Source organism: Algiphilus sp. (assembly GCF_023145115.1).
Lineage (GTDB): Bacteria > Pseudomonadota > Gammaproteobacteria > Nevskiales > Nevskiaceae > Algiphilus.
Genome location: NZ_JAGLEJ010000005.1, coordinates 131,574 through 147,707 on the forward strand (window position 1 = coordinate 131,574; position 16,134 = coordinate 147,707).

Below are 16,134 nucleotides of genomic sequence, written 5' to 3' on the forward strand. Positions count from 1 at the left end.
TACCCGGGTGCCGGCAGACGGGCATCGCGGCAACACCCCGATGTCTCCACGCCCGACGCGCACTCTCGCGCGGCACGGCTCCCCGATCCAATTGAAATTGTTCGCTCTGCCGATAGGCACGCTTGCGGACGGCGTCCAAGCCCTGTCCAGACGGGCCCGCGATGGCGGACGCGCCGGCCTCGCGGAACACGCTGCCGGCGCGGCCTGTCACAGCCGTCGACGCGCGCGCCGACCGCGCGCACGGAACACTTGCGCCAAGAAAGGAGCCCGACCATGCGTGCTCTGGGCACTGTCCTGACCACCACGTCCCTCCTCGCTGCCGGCACGGCACTGGCGGCCGACAAGCCGGCATTCGCCGACGCCGATGCCAACGACGACGGCAGGGTGAGCATCGAGGAAGCCACCCGGGCCGGCGTCAGCGAACGCGAAGCCAAGGTCAGCGACCTCGACGAGGACGGCATGCTGACCGAGGGCGACTGGAAGTTCGTCGACGTCGACGGCTCGGAGGAGGCAGAGCCGCCGTCGTCCTGACCCGGCCGGCCCGGAACGCCCCGGGCCGACGCGCGCCCGTAAGCGACGCCGTGCGCGCGTCCCGCATACTGCGCGCATGGCCCTGACCGCGACGCTCCATCACTTCACCATCCAGCTCGCGGACATGGACCGCGGCGTCTACGCCGACTTCGGCCTGCGCGTGGCGCAGCAGCCGTCGGAGACCGCCATCTTCATGCTGGTACGCGTGCTCGCCTACTGCCTGGAGTACACCGACGGCATCGCGCTGACCGAGGGCGTGGCGACCAGCGACGAGCCGGCGGTCGTGGTGCGCGACATGACCGGGCGCATCACCCGCTGGATCGAGGTCGGCGCACCGGATGCCGAGCGCGTGCACCGCGGCAGCAAGCTCGCCGGCAGCGCCGCCGTATACACGCATCGCGACCCGCAGCCGCTGCTGGCGCAGTACGTCGACGCGCGCATCCACCGCGCGACGGACGTGCCGGTGCTCGCCTTCGAGCGCGCATTCCTCGCCTCGGCTGCCGACGCGCTGCAGCGGCGGTCGAAGCTGGCGGTGTCGGTGACCGAGGGGCAGGTGTATCTCGACATCGACGGCGCCAACTGGGCGAGCGCCATCCAGCGCTACAGCGCGGCCGGTGCATAGTCGGCCGGATCCGCGGCAATGAGGCGCAGCATCGCGGCATGGATCGAAGGTCTACTGGCGCCGACGCCGCCGGCATCTCATGATGGGAGCCTGAGAACGACGGGAGAGAACCGGTGACCGCCTTCAAGCCCGAAGCCGATCCGGACGGTCTGCTGGAGTACTCGGTGGTGTTCACCGAGCGCGCGCTCAACCACATGTCGCCCGCGTTCCAGCAGGTCATGCGCGACCTCTCGGCGATGCTGCGCGAGGTCTACGCCGCCGAGGCCGCGGTGATCGTGCCCGGCGGCGGCACCGTCGGCATGGAGGCGGTGGCGCGCCAGCTGGCCCAGGACCGGTGCTGCCTGGTGCTGCGCAACGGCTGGTTCAGCTACCGCTGGTCGCAGATCCTGGAGCGCGGGCGCATCGCTGCAAGCACGGCCGTGCTGCAGGCCCACCCACTGAGCGACGATCGCGAGGCCGCCTTCGCGCCGCCGCCGATCGGCGACATCGTCGCCGCCATCGAGCGCGAGGCGCCGGAGGTGGTGTTCGCGCCGCACGTCGAGACCTCGGCCGGCATCCTGCTCCCCGACGACTACATCCGCGAGATCGCGCGGGCGACGCACGCCGTCGGCGGGCTGTTCGTGCTGGACTGCGTGGCCTCGGGCGCGCTGTGGGTGGACATGGCCGGCCTCGGTGTCGATGTGCTGATCAGCGCCCCGCAGAAGAGCTGGAGTGCCACGCCGTGCGCTGCGCTGGTCATGCTGGGTCCGGACGCGCTGGCGCGGGTCGAGGCGACACAGAGCTCGAGCTTCGCCTGCGATCTCGGGCAGTGGCTGCAGATCATGCGTGCCTACGAGGACGGCGGGCACGCCTATCACGCGACCATGCCCACCGACGGCCTCCGCCATCTGCGCGACGCCATGCGCGAAACCATAGCCTTCGGTCTGGAGCGCGCGCGCAAGGAGCAGATCGCCCTCGGCGACGGCGTGCGCGCCGCCCTCGCCGCGCGGGGCTTTGCGAGCGTGGCGGCGGAGGGCTTCGAAGCCCCCGGCGTGGTGGTCTGCCATACCGACGACGACGGCATCCACAGCGGCAGGCGCTTCGCCGAGCAGGGCCTGCAGATCGCGAAGGGCGTGCCGCTGATGTGCGGCGAGCGCGACGACTTCAGGACCTTCCGCATCGGCCTGTTCGGCCTCGACAAGCTGGCCGACGTGCCGCGCACGGTGGGGCGCTTCGCGGTCGCGCTGGACGCCATCGGCGCAACGGACTGAGACCGGGGGACACCGTTTCTTCAGCGCGCGGCAACGCGCGCTCCGGTACGGTAGGCCCATGCGATCCGAAACCGTTACCTATGTGCTGATCGCGGCCTGCGTGCTGGTGTTCGGCATCCAGATGCAGACGCCCGGCGCGCTGATCCGCGAGTTCGCGCTCTGGCCGCTGGGCGCCGGCTTCCAGTTCTGGCAGGTCGTGAGCAGCGCCTTTCTGCACGGCAGCGTGTTCCATCTGGCCGTGAACATGTTCGGTCTGTGGATGTTCGGCCGCGAAGTCGAGACCGCACTCGGTTCGCGGCGCTTCCTCGTGCTGTTCGCCGTCAGTGTGCTGACGGCGGCGCTGGCGCAGCTCGTCGCCACCGGCTTCGGCGATCCGGTGCCCACGGTGGGCGCCTCCGGCGGCCTGTTCGGCGTGCTGGTGGCCTTCGCCATGCTGTTCCCCACCCGCCGGGTGATGCTGCTGTTCCCGCCCATCCCGATGCCGGCACCGGTGTTCGTGGCCCTGTTCGCGGCCTTCGAGCTGTTCGCGGGGATCAGCGGGACCATGTCCGGCGTGGCGCATTTCGCGCACCTGGGCGGCCTGGTCGGCGGCTTCCTGCTGGTGCGGCACTGGAGGCGGCCGCGCGCGCACCTGCGCTGACCGGCCGCCGCCGGCGGTCAGTCAGCGATCAGTCAGCCTGACGCTCCGACACTGCCGGGAAACGATCCGCAGCCGCTCCCGCCGCCAACGGCAGGAGGACGCGGACGACTCGGCCAGCAGACACCAGGAGCACAGCGCGATGCCGGTACGCCCCCTTCCGCGGCAGTCCGACCGGAAGCCAGCCGTCGGCGGCCGGTTGCTGGCAGGCGCGCTGCTGATCCTCGCCAGCGCGGGCGTGCAGGCCGAGATCCGCACCTTCGAGGCGCTCGCCGAGCATGCCGAGACCCTCGCCGGCAAGCCCTACAGCGCGCCCGAGACCGGCATGCCGCCGTCGCTGCGCGACCTGAACTACGACGCCTACCGGGACATCCGCTTCCGCCCCGCGCGCTCCATCTGGCGCGACACCGATCTGCCGGTGGAGATCCAGCTCCTGCACCTGGGGATGTACTACCAGACGCCGGTGGCGCTGAACCTGATCACCAGCGACGGGGTGCGGCCCGTGGCCTTCGATCCCGCGCTCTTCGACTATGGCCGCAACGAGGTCCCCGAAGAGATACCCGACAGCTTCGGCTTCAGCGGCTTCCGCATGCACTACCCGCTGAACACGCCGGACTACAAGGACGAGCTGGTGGTGTTCCAGGGCGCGTCCTACTTCCGGGCGCTGGGCGCTGGTCAGCAGTTCGGTCTGTCCGCGCGCGGACTGGCCATCGACACCGCCGAGTCGGGCGGCGAGGAATTTCCGGTGTTCCGCGAATTCTGGGTGGAGTGGCCGCGTGCCGACGCCACCCGCTTCCGCGTGCTCGCGCTGCTGGACAGCCCCAGCGTGACCGGCGCCTACGTCATCGAGATCACGCCCGGCGACAGCACCCGCACCCGGGTCAAGGCGAAGCTCTTCCCGCGCAAGCCGATCAGCAAGCTGGGCATCGCCCCGCTGACCAGCATGTACTTCTACGGCGAGACGCATCCGCGACCCGGCAATGATTTCCGGCCCGAGGTCCACGATTCGGATGGCCTGCTGGTACACAGCGGCGACGAATGGCTGTGGCGACCGCTCAACAACCCCGGAAAGCTTTCCGCCAACGCTTTCACGAGCCAGAAGCTCAACGGCTTCGGCCTCATGCAGCGCGACCGCGCCCACGACAGCTACGCCGACCTCGAGGCGCGCTACGAGCGCCGCCCGAGCGCCTGGGTGGAGACCCACGGGGACTGGGGCGACGGCTATGTCGAGCTCATCCAGATCCCGACGAAGAACGAGATGAACGACAACATCGTCGCCTACTGGGTGCCCGACGAGCCGGTGAAGCCGGGCGAGTCGCGCAGCTTCTCGTACACCGTCCACTGGCAGCGGGACAAGCTGACCGGACCGGAGCTGGGCCGCGTCACGGCCACGCGGCTGGCGCGCACCGGCGACGACCGGCGCGACCTCAAGTTCGTGGTCGACTTCGGCGGCGAAATGCTCCGCGGGCTGCCGCCCGAGGCGGTGGTGCGCGCCGAGTTCGGCCAGAGCGGCGGATTCACGATGCGCGAGGTCCAGGCCATGCGCAATCCGGCGACCGGCGGCTGGCGCGCCGTCCTCCGCGGTCGGCCCGAAGCCGATGCCGAGAACGCCATCGACCTCCGACTGCAGCTCCGCGGCAAGGACAATCAGCCGCTGAGCGAGGTCTGGTCCTACACGGTGAACCGACCATGAGCCGAACCGACGCGCGAACGGGCGAGCCCACTCCCCGCCCGGAGGCGGAGGCCAGTCCTCCGGTCCCGCCGGGCTGGCACGCGATGGCCGATTCGGCCGCGCGCATCGTCATGCACTGGTTCGGCAACGGCCGGGCGGCGATCCAGTCGGCGACGCATCGCCATCTGCGCCTGCAGAGCATGCCCGCGCTGCGCCGTACACCGATGGCGCCGCAGCGCCCGGATGCGCCGCGGACGTGGACGCGCTCGCGCACCGAGCGCGCCTGGGGCTGGGCGCGGCGCCTGCTGATCGTGACGCTGGCCGGCGCGCAGAGCGCCTGGGCCAGCCTGTTCTTCCTGAATCTCATGCCGCAGCAGGGCGAACGCGGCCTGGAACTGGTCATCGTGATGCTGTTCGCGGCGCTCTTCTTCTGGGTGTCGATCGGCTTCTGGACTGCGGTGGCCGGGGCCTGGATCTGCCTGACCCGGGTCGACCGCTTTGCGGTCTCGCGGCGGGCACCGGCCGACCCGGCGCCGATCACGAGCCGCACCGCGGTGGTCATGCCCATCTACAACGAACCGGTCGACCGGGTCTTCGCGGGGCTGCGCGCGACGCTGCGCTCGATCGACGCCGCCGGCCTTCGGGAGCAGGTGCACTGCTACGTGCTCAGCGACAGCACGGATCCGGACATCCAGCTGGCCGAGGAGCTGGCCTGGGCGGAGCTGATCCGCGATCTCGGCGCCGAGGGCCGCGTGTTCTACCGCCGGCGGCGTCACCACATTAATCGCAAGACCGGCAACGTCGCCGACTTCTGCCGTCGCTGGGGGGCGCGCTACGACCACATGATGGTGCTCGATGCCGACAGCGTCATGGACGGGCGCTGTCTCAAGCGCCTGGTCGAGATCATGGATGCCAACCCGCAGATCGGGATCCTGCAGACCGCGCCCACCCCCGCCGGCCGCAGCAGCCTGTTCGCGCGCGTGCAGCAGTTCGCGTCGCGGCTTTACGCACCGGTGTTCTCGGCGGGCCTGCACTACTGGCAGCTCGGCGAGGCCCAGTACTGGGGTCACAACGCGCTTATCCGCCTGGAGCCCTTCATCCGCTACTGCGGCCTGCCGAAGATCCCGGGCCGCGGGCCGCTGTCCGGCGCCATCCTGTCGCACGACTTCGTCGAGGCGGCGCTGATGCGGCGCGCCGGGTGGCAGGTCTGGATCGCCTACGACATGGACGGCAGCTACGAGGAGCCGCCGTCGACCTTCGTCGAGGAGCTGACCCGCGACCGGCGCTGGTGCGAGGGCAATCTCCAGCATCTGCGCCTGTTCAACACGCCCGGGCTGCACCCGGCGCACCGCGCCGGCTTCCTGGTCGGCGTCATGGCCTATCTCTCGGCGCCGCTCTGGTTCCTCTTCCTGTTCGCGACCACCGTGCAGCTGACCATCGAGGCGCATGTGGAACCGGAGTACTTCCCCGATCACCGCGTGCTGTTCCCGGACTGGCCCATCTGGAAACCGGAGCTGGCGCTGTCGCTGTTCGCGTCGACCATCGCGCTGCTGATCGCGCCGAAGGTGCTGGCCTGGCTGGTGGCGGTCACCCGGGGCGAGGGCGCCCGCGCCTTCGGCGGCTGGCGCGGGCTGACCGGGTCGCTGGGGCTCGAGATCCTGGTGTCGAGCCTGCTCGCGCCGCTGCGCATGGTCGCCCACAGCACCTTCGTGGTCTCGGTGCTGCTCGGGATCAAGACCGTGTGGGGCGGTCAGCCGCGCGCGGACGGGGACATCCCCTGGCGTGGCGCACTGCGGATGTTCGCGCTGCCCAGCACGATCGCCCTGGCCTGGGGCGCCTACCTGTGGAGCCTGGCGCCGGAGTATCTGTGGTGGTCGGTGCCGGTGCTCGGGCCCCTGGTCATCGCGGTGCCGCTGGCGGCGCTCACCGCGAGCGTCGGCGCCGGCCGGCGCGCGCGCGACTGGGGCTTCTTCGTGACCCCCGAGGAATCGCGACAGCCGGCCGTGCTCGACTGGACCGCCAGCGAGCTGGCGCGCTTCCGGTCGCGGTCGCTCGCCGCCGGCGTGCGCGCCAGCGATGCAGCGCGCGATCCGCGCATCTGGGCGCTGCACGCCTGCATGAACGATGACGGCGGCTACATCGAAGGCGCCGGCCATCCGCTGCTGGGCGAGCGCGAGCGCCGCGCCCTGCACGACGGGCCGGACGCACTCGGTCCTGAGGAATGGCGTGCACTGCTCGCCGACAACGAAGCGCTCGCCGGCCTGCACTGGAGCATCCAGATGCAGCCGGCGAGCATCCATCCGGGCTGGCGCGAGCCCGCCGGCGATCATGACCGTGACCTGATGCCGGCACCGGCCTGAGCGGCATCGGCTGGCGCGCCCGGCAAGGGGATTGGCACGTTTCGCTAGTGCCGCCCCCCTCGCCGTGCGACATGATGGGGACCGCTCATCAGGAATCCCACATGCAGATCGCCACCGATGCCCCGATCCTCGTCACCGGCGCCACCGGTTATGTCGCGGGCTGGATCGTCAAGGGCCTGCTCGAGGCCGGCGCAACCGTGCACGCGGCGGTGCGCGACCCCGACGCCGTCGCCCGGCGCGCGCACCTGGACGCCATCGCCGCCGGGAGTCCCGGACGCATTCGCTACTTCCGGGCCGATCTGCTGACGCCGGGGTCGTACGCCGAGGCCATGGCGGGGTGCCGCGTCGTGATCCACACCGCGTCGCCGTTCACCGTCGACGTCGCCGATGCGCAGCGCGAGCTGATCGAGCCCGCGCAGCTCGGAACCCGCAACGTGCTGGAATCGGCCAACGCCGTGCGGAGCGTGCAGCGGGTCGTGCTGACCAGCAGCTGCGCGGCCATCTACGGCGACAATGCCGACCTGCGCGACACGCCCGATGGCGTCTTCACCGAAGGCGTCTGGAACACCAGCTCCTCGCTGGAACACCAGCCCTACTCGTACTCCAAGCTGCTTGCCGAGCGCGAGGCGTGGCGCATCGCCGAAGCCCAGGACCGATGGACGCTGGTGACCATCAACCCATCGCTGATCGTCGGACCCGGTACCAATCCCGGGGCCACATCGGAAAGCTTCAACATCATCCGGCAGCTGGGCGACGGCACGATGAAGAGCGGCGCGCCCGACATCGGGTTCGGCGTGGTCGATGTGCGCGACGTTACCGACGCTCATCTGCGCGCGGCGTTCACCGCCGAGGCACACGGGCGCTACATCGTCTCCGGACACGATTCGAGCCTGCCCGCGATGGCGACCTGTCTGATGGAGCGTTTCGGCGCCGACCACCCGATCCCGCGTCGCGTGCCGCCCAAGTGGCTGGTATGGCTGGTCGGCCCGATCCTCAACAAGCACCTGACCCGCAGGATGGTGGCCCGCAACGTCGGCCTGCCGTGGCACGGCGACAACAGCCGCGGCTGTGCCGAGCTGGGCATGCGCTACCGGCCGCTGTCCGAATCGATGAACGCGATGTTCCAGCAGCTCGTCGACGATGGCCAGTTCCGGCGCACCTGACAGGCACGGGCATGGAGCGCTATGTCGTCGATCCGGGCTGGCGCATCCTGCTGACCGACCTGGGCCTGCAGCCCGGCGATCTGCTGCGCCGCGCCGGACTGCCGGAAGACCTGCTCGCGCGCAGCGATGCGGGACTCGCTCCCGCCGACTACTACCGGCTCTGGGAAGTGCTGGCCGCCGAGGTGGGCCCGGGCATGCTGCCGGCGAGGATGCTGGAAGCGCTGTCGGCAGAGATGTTCAGCCCCCCGCTGTTCGCCGCGCTGTGCAGCCCCGACCTGGCCGTGGCCGCTGCCCGGATGCGCGACTTCAAGCCGCTGATCGGACCGATGCGGCTGGACGTGCAGCGCACACCGGACGCGCTCTCGATCGGCATCGGCTTCGGGCCGGGACCATCGGTGCCACCCGGCGCCCTGGTCGCGTTCGAGCTCGGCTTCTTCGTGCAGCTGGCGCGCATCGCGACACGCCATCGCGTCGTGCCGCGCACCGCCACCAGCACCTCGGATGTGACCGCACTCGGGCCGTTCACCGACTTCCTGGGCGTCCCTCTGCAACCCGGCGAGCGGAACCGGGTGGTATTCGATATCACCGACGCACGGCGCCCCTTCGTCACGGAGAACGAGCCCATGTGGCGCCAGTTCGAGCCCGGCCTGCGCCAGCGGCTGGCCGACCTCGCAGGCGGCGCCGGAACCACAGAGCGCGTGCGCGCGGCGCTGCTCGACCTGATCCCGGCGGGCCTCACCGATGCCGAGGACGTGGCGCGCAGGCTCGCCATGAGCAAGCGCACCCTGCAGCGGCGGCTGCAGCAGGAGGGCACCAGCTACAAGGCCGTGCTCGGCGCGGTGCGGGAGGCGCTGGCGCGGCACTACATCGCGCAGCGGGATCTGCCCTATGCGCAGATCTCCTTCCTGCTCGGTTACGAGGATCCCAACTCGTTCTTCCGCGCCTTCAGTGCGTGGACCGGCATGACGCCGGAGACGGCGCGCACGCGCGCCGTTCACTGACGCGCGTCTACTCGACCGTGACCGACTTGGCGAGATTGCGCGGCTGATCGACGTCGGTGCCCTTGAGCACGGCGACGTGATAGGCCAGCAGCTGCAGCGGCACGGTGTAGATCAGCGGGTGGTTCAGGGTGCCCGACGCGGGCATCGCCAGCACTTCGGTGTAGGCATCGCGCTCGAAGCCGGCGGCGACATCGCCGAACACCAGCAGGCGGCCGCCGCGCGCGCGCACCTCCTGCAGATTGGAGCGCAGCTTCTCGAGCAGCCCGGTGTCCGGCGCCACCGCGATCACCGGCATGTCCTCGTCGACCAGCGCCAGCGGCCCGTGCTTGAGTTCGCCCGCGGCGTAGGCCTCGGCGTGGATGTAGGAGATTTCCTTGAGCTTGAGCGCGCCTTCGAGGGCCACCGGATAGAGCGTGTTGCGGCCGAGGAACAGCGCGTGCTGCTTGTCGACCAGCTGCTCGGCGATCTCGCGAATGGCGTCGTCGCGCTCGAGCACGGCCTCGATGGCGGCGGGCACGACCTCGAGCTGGCGCACGAAATCCGCCTCCACCTCCGGCGCCATGCCCTGCCGGCGGGCCAGCAGCAGCATGACCAGTGCCAGGGCGGTGAGCTGGGTGGTGAAGGCCTTGGTGCTGGCCACCGAACGCTCCGGCCCGGCGTGGGTCATGAGCACCAGATCGGACTCGCGCACCAGGCTCGACTCGGGGGCGTTGCAGATCGCCAGAGCACCCGCGAGCGGATAGTCGCGGGCGTGGCGCAGCGCCTCCAGCGTGTCGGCGGTCTCGCCGGACTGCGAGATGGTGATGATGAGCGTGCCGGCCTCGATCAGCGGCTCGCGGTAGCGGAACTCGCTGGCCAGCTCGGCACGGCACGGCACGCGCGCGATCTGCTCCAGCCAGTAGGCGGCGATCTGCGCGGCGTGCGCGGAGGTGCCGCAGGCCACGATGTGCACGCGCTCGACGCGATCGAGCACGCGCGCGGTGTCGGGGCCGAGGATGGCGTCCAGCACCCGCCCGTCGCCGATGCGGCCCTCCAGCGTCTGCGCGATGGCGGTGGGCTGCTCGTGGATCTCCTTGAGCATGAAGTGGCGGTACTGGCCCTTCTCCACGGCATCCGGCGACTGCGTCGACTGATGGATGCGGCGCTCGACCGGCTCGCCATCGTGGAACACCTGGAAGGTGTCCGGGCGCAGCTCGGCGATGTCGCCCTCCTCGAGATAGACGAAGCGGCTGGTCACCGGCAGCAGCGCCAGCGCGTCCGACGCGCAGAAGTGTTCGCCGATGCCGACGCCGATGGTCAGCGGTGAGCCGCGCCGCGCCAGCACCAGCGTGTCGGGAGCGCGGGCGCAGCAGACTGCCAGCGCGAAGGCGCCGGTGAGGCGCGCGACCACCGCTTCCAGCGCCGCGCGCAGCGCGATGCCGCCGGCGAGCTCGCGATGCACGAGGTGCGCGATGACCTCGGTGTCGGTATCGCTGGCGAAGCGATAACCCTCGCCACTCAGCTCCTGCCGGAGCGCGGCGTGGTTCTCGATGATGCCGTTGTGCACCACCGCGACATCATCGGAGAGATGCGGGTGCGCGTTGCGCTCGGCGGGTTCGCCGTGCGTGGCCCAGCGCGTGTGCGCGATGCCGCAGCGTCCGTCGTGTCCGGCGGCGTCGGCGGCTTCCGCCAGTGCCGCGACCTTGCCGCGGGCCCGTACCAGACGCAGCACGCCGGTGGCATCGACGAGGGCGAGCCCTGCGGAATCGTAGCCGCGGTACTCCAGCCGGCGCAGCCCCTCGACCAGGATCTGGCGCACGTCGCGCTGCGCGGTCGCGCCGACTATGCCGCACATGCGCGGGCTCCGGAACGGAAGGAAGGGATGGGGATGGTCGCCACCGGGATCATTGCCGATTCAGCCCGCATCGGGCGCTGCCGTCTTCTTCTTCGGCCGCTTCCAGCCGGCGACCGACTTCTGCTCGCGGGCGCGGGCCAGGGTCAGCGCGTCGTCCGGCGCATCGCGGGTGATCACCGACCCGGCCGCGATGGTGGCGTTGCGCCCGACGCGCACCGGCGCCACCAGCGCCGTGTTGCTGCCGATGAAGGCGCCTTCGCCGATGTCCGTATGGTGCTTGCTGGCGCCGTCGTAGTTGCAGGTGATGGTGCCGGCGCCGATGTTGACGGCATCGCCGACCGTGGCGTCGCCGACGTAGCTGAGATGGTTGGCCTTGGCGCCCGCCCCCAGCCGGCTGTTCTTGATCTCGACGAAGTTGCCGACGCGGCTGCCCGCCTCGCACACCGTGCCGGGACGCAGGCGCGCGAACGGGCCGATGGCGCAACCGGATCCGACGGTCGCGCCCTCCAGCATGCTGTGGGCGGCGATGCGCGACCCGGCGCCGACATCGCTGTCGCGCAGCAGGCAGAACGCCTCGACATGCACGCCGTCACCCAGCACGACATCGCCCTCGATGATGACATCGGCATCGATGACCACATCGCGCCCCGCTTCCAGCGAGCCGCGCAGATCGAAGCGCTCCGGATCGAGCAGCGTGACGCCCCGCGCCAGCAGCGCGGCCGCGCGCCGGCGTTGCAGGGTGCGCTCGGCGCGCGCGAGCTGGGCGCGGTCGTTGACGCCTTCGACTTCGGTGGGATCGTCCACGTCGATCACCGCCAGCGGCCGACCGTCCGCGGCCGCGAGCGCCACCAGGTCGGTGAGGTAGTACTCGCCCTTGGCGTTGTCGTTGCCGATGCGGGCGAGCCAGCCGCGCAGTGCGGCGGCAGGCACGCAGAGCAGACCGGTGTTCACCTCGCGTACGGCGCGCTGCTCGTCATCGGCCTCCTTCTCCTCGACGATGGCCGCCAGGCGCCCGCCGGCATCGCGCAGCAGACGGCCGTAGCCGGTGGGATCAGGGAGCACCGTGCCGAGCACGGCGCCGTCGGGCGCTGCCGCGGTCGCGAGACGGGACAGGGTGTCGGCGCGCACCAGCGGGACATCGCCGTACATCACCAGCACCAGTGCGTCGTCGGGAATCGCCGGCATGGCCCGGTCGACGGCGTGCGCGGTTCCGAGCTGGTCGGGCTGATGCGCCCAGTGGACGGTGAGTCCCTCCGGGACCGCAGCCTGGTCGCGGACCTGCTCGCCGCCGTGGCCGATGACCACATGGCAGCCCGCGGCATCGAGCGCGCGAGCGGTATCGAGCACGTGGTCGATGAGGGGACGCGCGCCGACCCGGTGCAGCACCTTGGGCAGGGCGCTGTGCATGCGCGTGCCCTTGCCGGCGGCGAGCACGACGATATGCAGCGGCGAGTCGGTCGTCATGACGCGCGAGTGTAGGCCAGTTGGCCGGTTCGTTGCCGGCCGGAGCCGGCGTCACGCACGATCAGCCGTGCGTGCCGCCCTTCATCTTGCGGACGAACTCGAGGCGCGCATTGGCCTCGACGATCTCGGCCTGGGCCTTGGCGATGTCCGACTCGGTGGCGGCGCCCTGCATGGCTTCCTCGGCCGCGCGCTTGGCTTCGGCCGCGGCGGCCTCGTCGGCCTGATCACCGCGCATGGCGGTATCGGCCATGACGGTGACCTTGTCGGGCTGCACTTCGAGGATGCCGCCGCCGACGAAGAAGCTGAGCTTCTGGCCGTCCGCGGTCTCGACGCGCATCTCGCCGGGCTTGAGCGCGGTCAGCAACGGCGCGTGGCGCGGCGCGATGCCGACCTCGCCCATCGTGGCCGGCGCCACCACCATGACCGCCTTGCCGGAGTGGATCTCACCCTCGTTGGCGACGATGTCGAGCTGAATCTCTGCCATGGGTCAGGGTCCGGGGCCGATCAGGCCGCCTTGGCCTCGAGCTTCTTCGCCTTCTCGATGGCCTCGTCGATGGTGCCGACCATGTAGAAGGCCTGCTCGGGCAGGTGGTCGTACTCGCCGTCGACGATGCCGCGGAAGGCACGGATGGTCTCGGCGAGCGAGACATACACGCCCGGCGAGCCGGTGAAGACCTCGGCGACGTGGAAGGGCTGCGACAGGAAGCGCTGGATCTTGCGCGCGCGGGCCACCGCCAGCTTGTCGTCCTCGGAGAGCTCGTCCATGCCGAGGATGGCGATGATGTCCTTGAGCTCCTTGTAGCGCTGCAGCACGCCCTGCACGTCACGCGTGCAGTTGTAGTGCTCCTCGCCGATGACGTTCGGGTCGAGCTGACGCGAGGTCGAGTCGAGCGGGTCGACCGCCGGGTAGATGCCCAGCGAGGCGATATCGCGCGACAGCACGACGGTGGCGTCGAGGTGCGCGAAGGTGGTCGCGGGCGACGGGTCGGTGAGGTCGTCCGCCGGCACGTAGACCGCCTGGATCGAGGTGATCGAGCCGGTCTTGGTGGAGGTGATGCGCTCCTGCAGGACGCCCATCTCCTCGGCCAGGGTCGGCTGGTAGCCCACCGCCGACGGCATGCGGCCGAGCAGCGCCGAGACCTCGGTGCCGGCCAGCGTGTAACGGTAGATGTTGTCGATGAACAGCAGCACGTCGCGGCCTTCGTCGCGGAAGTACTCGGCCATGGTCAGGCCGGTGAGCGCGACGCGGAGACGGTTGCCCGGCGGCTCGTTCATCTGGCCGTAGACCATCGCCACCTTCGACTCTTCCATGTTCTCGAGCTGGATGACACCGGCCTCGGACATCTCGTGGTAGAAGTCGTTGCCCTCGCGGGTACGCTCACCGACGCCCGCGAACACCGACAGACCCGAGTGCGCCTTGGCGATGTTGTTGATCAGCTCGAGCATGTTGACGGTCTTGCCGACGCCGGCACCACCGAAGAGGCCGACCTTGCCGCCCTTCGCGAAGGGGCAGAGCAGGTCGATGACCTTGATGCCGGTCTCGAGCAGCTCGGTGGCGCCCGACTGGTCCTCGTAGCTCGGCGGCGCGCGGTGGATCTCCCAGGTCTCCTCGGACTTGACCTCGCCGCGCTCGTCCTGCGGCTCGCCGAGGACGTTCATGATGCGGCCGAGGGTCGCCTTGCCGACCGGCACCGCGATGCCGCGACCGGAGTTGGTCACGGTCAGGCCGCGCTTGATGCCCTCGCTGACGCCCATGGCGATGCAGCGGACGATGCCGTCGCCGAGCTGCTGCTGCACCTCGAGCGTGAGGCCGTTGTCGTCCACCACCAGCGCGTCGAAGATATTCGGAATGGCGTCGCGCGGGAATTCAACGTCGATGACCGCGCCGATGACCTGTACGACCTTTCCAGAGCTCATCTTGATTCGTCCTGTTTCAGCTAATGCAATTGGGTGTTCGCGACGAAAGCGGGTGCGCTATTCGATCGCAGCGGCGCCGCCGACGATCTCGGCGAGCTCCTTGGTGATGTTCGCCTGGCGCGCCTTGTTGTAGGCGAGCTGCAGGTCGTCGATGATCTTGCCGGCGTTGTCCGACGCCGCCTTCATCGCCACCATGCGCGCGGACTGCTCGCAGGCCGCGTTCTCGACCACCGCCTCGTAGACGATGGACTCGACGTAGCGCTGGATGACCGTGTCCATCAGCTCGGGCGCGGACGGCTCGTAGAGGTAGTCCCAGCCGAAGCCGGCCTCGGTGGTGGTCTCGCTCTCGGGCGCCTTCGCCGGCAGCAGCTGCACGACCGCGGGCTGCTGGGTCATGGTGTTCACGAACTCCGAGGACACCAGGTAGACGCGATCGGTCTCGCCGTTCTCGTAGGCCTCGGTGACGGCATTGATCACGCCCAGCATCTGGCTGACGGTCGGCTTGTCGCCGAGACCGGTGGCCGAGGCCAGCACCGTGCCGCCGATGCGGCGGAAGTAGCTGAGCCCCTTGCCGCCGAGCAGCGCGAACTGCACCTCGACACCTTCCTCGCGGTGGCGCTTCATCTCGGTGAGCACCCTGCGGAAGATGTTGATGTTGAGGCCGCCGCAGAGGCCGCGGTCGGTGGTGACCAGCAGATAGGTCACGCGCTTGACCGGACGCTCCGCCATCAGCGGATGCGTGAAGTCCGAGCTGGCAGCCGCCACGCGCTGCATGACCTCCATCATCTTCTGCGCGTAAGGCCGAGCCTGTCCCATGCGTTCCTGCGCCTTGCGCATCTTCGACATGGCGACCTTTTCCATCGCACGCGTGATCTTCTGCGTGTTCTGGACGCTCTTGATCTTGCCGCGGATTTCCTTGGCTGCGGACACTTAGCGGTCCTCCATCGGAACGGGGAGCAACATCACCGGCGGATCAGACCGCGGCCTGCTTGACGTAGGCGTCCATGGCCTCGGTCAGCGCGCTCTTGAGGTCATCGTTCCAGTCGCCCACATTGAGCTTGTCGAGGAGCTCGGCGTAGCTGTTGCCGAGGAACTGGTGCAGACCGGCCTCCCAGGCCTGGATCTTCTCGACGTCGACCTTGTCGAGGTAGCCCTCTTCCACCGCGAACAGCGAGGACGCCATCAGGCCCACGGACAGCGGCGCGTACTCCTTCTGCTTCATCAGCTCGGTGACGCGCTGACCGCGGTCGAGCTGCGCGCGCGTGGCCGGATCGAGGTCCGACGCGAACTGCGCGAAGGCGGCCAGCTCGCGATACTGCGCGAGCGCCAGACGGACGCCACCGCCGAGCTTCTTGATGATCTTGGTCTGCGCCGATCCGCCGACTCGCGACACCGAGATGCCGGCGTTCATCGCCGGGCGGATGCCGGCGTTGAAGAGGTCGGTCTCGAGGAAGATCTGGCCGTCGGTGATCGAGATGACGTTGGTCGGAACGAAGGCCGAGACGTCGCCCGCCTGGGTCTCGATGATCGGCAGCGCGGTCAGCGAGCCGGTCTTGCCGGTGATCTTGCCGTCGGAGATCTTCTCGACGTAGGCCGCCGACACGCGCGCGGCGCGCTCCAGCAGACGGGAGTGGAGATAGAACACGTCGCCCGGGAACGCCTCGCGGCCCGGCGGGCGGCGCA

The 16,134-nt window shown here is 70.0% G+C and carries 13 protein-coding genes and 1 pseudogene; 8 read left to right on the forward strand and 6 right to left on the reverse strand.

Annotated features, from left to right (window positions below; all coding sequences use genetic code 11):
• Positions 1 to 273: 273 nt before the first annotated feature.
• The 8 genes from KAH28_RS01810 (at position 274) to KAH28_RS01845 (ending at position 9,236) form a co-directional block, all read left to right on the forward strand.
• Complete coding sequence (locus KAH28_RS01810; RefSeq protein ID WP_290574094.1) at positions 274 to 531, forward strand: hypothetical protein; 258 nt, start codon at positions 274 to 276, stop codon at positions 529 to 531.
• 76 nt (positions 532 to 607) lie between these two features.
• Complete coding sequence (locus KAH28_RS01815) at positions 608 to 1,153, forward strand: YaeQ family protein (protein ID WP_290574095.1); 546 nt, start codon at positions 608 to 610, stop codon at positions 1,151 to 1,153.
• A 113-nt stretch (positions 1,154 to 1,266) separates the two neighbouring features.
• Positions 1,267 to 2,403: an aminotransferase class V-fold PLP-dependent enzyme gene (locus tag KAH28_RS01820; RefSeq protein WP_290574096.1), complete on the forward strand. Its 1,137-nt coding sequence runs from the start codon at positions 1,267 to 1,269 to the stop codon at positions 2,401 to 2,403.
• 58 nt (positions 2,404 to 2,461) lie between these two features.
• Positions 2,462 to 3,043 carry a rhomboid family intramembrane serine protease gene (locus KAH28_RS01825; protein WP_290574097.1) on the forward strand — a complete coding sequence of 194 codons (582 nt, stop codon included), beginning with the start codon at positions 2,462 to 2,464 and terminating at the stop codon, positions 3,041 to 3,043.
• A 139-nt stretch (positions 3,044 to 3,182) separates the two neighbouring features.
• A complete protein-coding gene (locus KAH28_RS01830; RefSeq protein ID WP_290574098.1) occupies positions 3,183 to 4,733 on the forward strand; it encodes a glucan biosynthesis protein in 1,551 nt (516 codons plus the stop codon).
• Positions 4,730 to 7,072, forward strand: coding sequence for a glucans biosynthesis glucosyltransferase MdoH (gene mdoH / locus KAH28_RS01835; RefSeq protein ID WP_290574099.1), 2,343 nt, complete (start codon positions 4,730 to 4,732; stop codon positions 7,070 to 7,072). The genes KAH28_RS01830 and mdoH overlap by 4 nt, the downstream gene beginning before the upstream one ends.
• Before the next feature lie 101 nt (positions 7,073 to 7,173).
• Positions 7,174 to 8,235, forward strand: coding sequence for an NAD-dependent epimerase/dehydratase family protein (locus KAH28_RS01840; protein WP_290574100.1), 1,062 nt, complete (start codon positions 7,174 to 7,176; stop codon positions 8,233 to 8,235).
• 11 nt (positions 8,236 to 8,246) lie between these two features.
• A complete protein-coding gene (locus KAH28_RS01845; RefSeq protein WP_290574101.1) occupies positions 8,247 to 9,236 on the forward strand; it encodes an AraC family transcriptional regulator in 990 nt (329 codons plus the stop codon).
• Between the two features lie 7 nt (positions 9,237 to 9,243).
• Here KAH28_RS01845 and glmS read toward each other — a convergent pair whose 3' ends face one another.
• From glmS to KAH28_RS01875, 6 genes and pseudogenes are all read right to left on the reverse strand, one after another.
• Positions 9,244 to 11,070: a glutamine--fructose-6-phosphate transaminase (isomerizing) gene (gene glmS, locus KAH28_RS01850; RefSeq protein WP_290574102.1), complete on the reverse strand. Its 1,827-nt coding sequence runs from the start codon at positions 11,068 to 11,070 to the stop codon at positions 9,244 to 9,246.
• Between the two features lie 60 nt (positions 11,071 to 11,130).
• Complete coding sequence (gene glmU / locus KAH28_RS01855; protein WP_290574103.1) at positions 11,131 to 12,534, reverse strand: bifunctional UDP-N-acetylglucosamine diphosphorylase/glucosamine-1-phosphate N-acetyltransferase GlmU; 1,404 nt, start codon at positions 12,532 to 12,534, stop codon at positions 11,131 to 11,133.
• Positions 12,535 to 12,595: 61 nt separating this feature from the next.
• Positions 12,596 to 13,018, reverse strand: coding sequence for a F0F1 ATP synthase subunit epsilon (locus KAH28_RS01860; protein ID WP_290574104.1), 423 nt, complete (start codon positions 13,016 to 13,018; stop codon positions 12,596 to 12,598).
• Positions 13,019 to 13,038: 20 nt separating this feature from the next.
• Complete coding sequence (gene atpD, locus KAH28_RS01865) at positions 13,039 to 14,451, reverse strand: F0F1 ATP synthase subunit beta (RefSeq protein ID WP_290574105.1); 1,413 nt, start codon at positions 14,449 to 14,451, stop codon at positions 13,039 to 13,041.
• A 57-nt stretch (positions 14,452 to 14,508) separates the two neighbouring features.
• Positions 14,509 to 15,381, reverse strand: a complete 873-nt coding sequence (gene atpG / locus KAH28_RS01870) for a F0F1 ATP synthase subunit gamma (RefSeq protein WP_290574106.1) — start codon at positions 15,379 to 15,381, stop codon at positions 14,509 to 14,511.
• Positions 15,382 to 15,424: 43 nt separating this feature from the next.
• Positions 15,425 to 16,134, reverse strand: a pseudogene (locus tag KAH28_RS01875) (F0F1 ATP synthase subunit alpha); the annotation flags it as partial.

Bases quoted from the DNA above. Each gene is read 5' to 3' on its own strand.
- KAH28_RS01840 (WP_290574100.1), top strand. From the start codon at position 7,174: ATGCAGATCGCCACCGATGCCCCGATCCTCGTCACCGGCGCCACCGGT.
- KAH28_RS01810 (WP_290574094.1), top strand. From the start codon at position 274: ATGCGTGCTCTGGGCACTGTCCTGACCACCACGTCCCTCCTCGCTGCC.
- glmU (WP_290574103.1), bottom strand. From the start codon at position 12,534: ATGACGACCGACTCGCCGCTGCATATCGTCGTGCTCGCCGCCGGCAAG.
- KAH28_RS01845 (WP_290574101.1), top strand. From the start codon at position 8,247: ATGGAGCGCTATGTCGTCGATCCGGGCTGGCGCATCCTGCTGACCGAC.
- mdoH (WP_290574099.1), top strand. From the start codon at position 4,730: ATGAGCCGAACCGACGCGCGAACGGGCGAGCCCACTCCCCGCCCGGAG.
- KAH28_RS01825 (WP_290574097.1), top strand. From the start codon at position 2,462: ATGCGATCCGAAACCGTTACCTATGTGCTGATCGCGGCCTGCGTGCTG.
- glmS (WP_290574102.1), bottom strand. From the start codon at position 11,070: ATGTGCGGCATAGTCGGCGCGACCGCGCAGCGCGACGTGCGCCAGATC.
- KAH28_RS01860 (WP_290574104.1), bottom strand. From the start codon at position 13,018: ATGGCAGAGATTCAGCTCGACATCGTCGCCAACGAGGGTGAGATCCAC.
- KAH28_RS01830 (WP_290574098.1), top strand. From the start codon at position 3,183: ATGCCGGTACGCCCCCTTCCGCGGCAGTCCGACCGGAAGCCAGCCGTC.
- atpD (WP_290574105.1), bottom strand. From the start codon at position 14,451: ATGAGCTCTGGAAAGGTCGTACAGGTCATCGGCGCGGTCATCGACGTT.
- KAH28_RS01815 (WP_290574095.1), top strand. From the start codon at position 608: ATGGCCCTGACCGCGACGCTCCATCACTTCACCATCCAGCTCGCGGAC.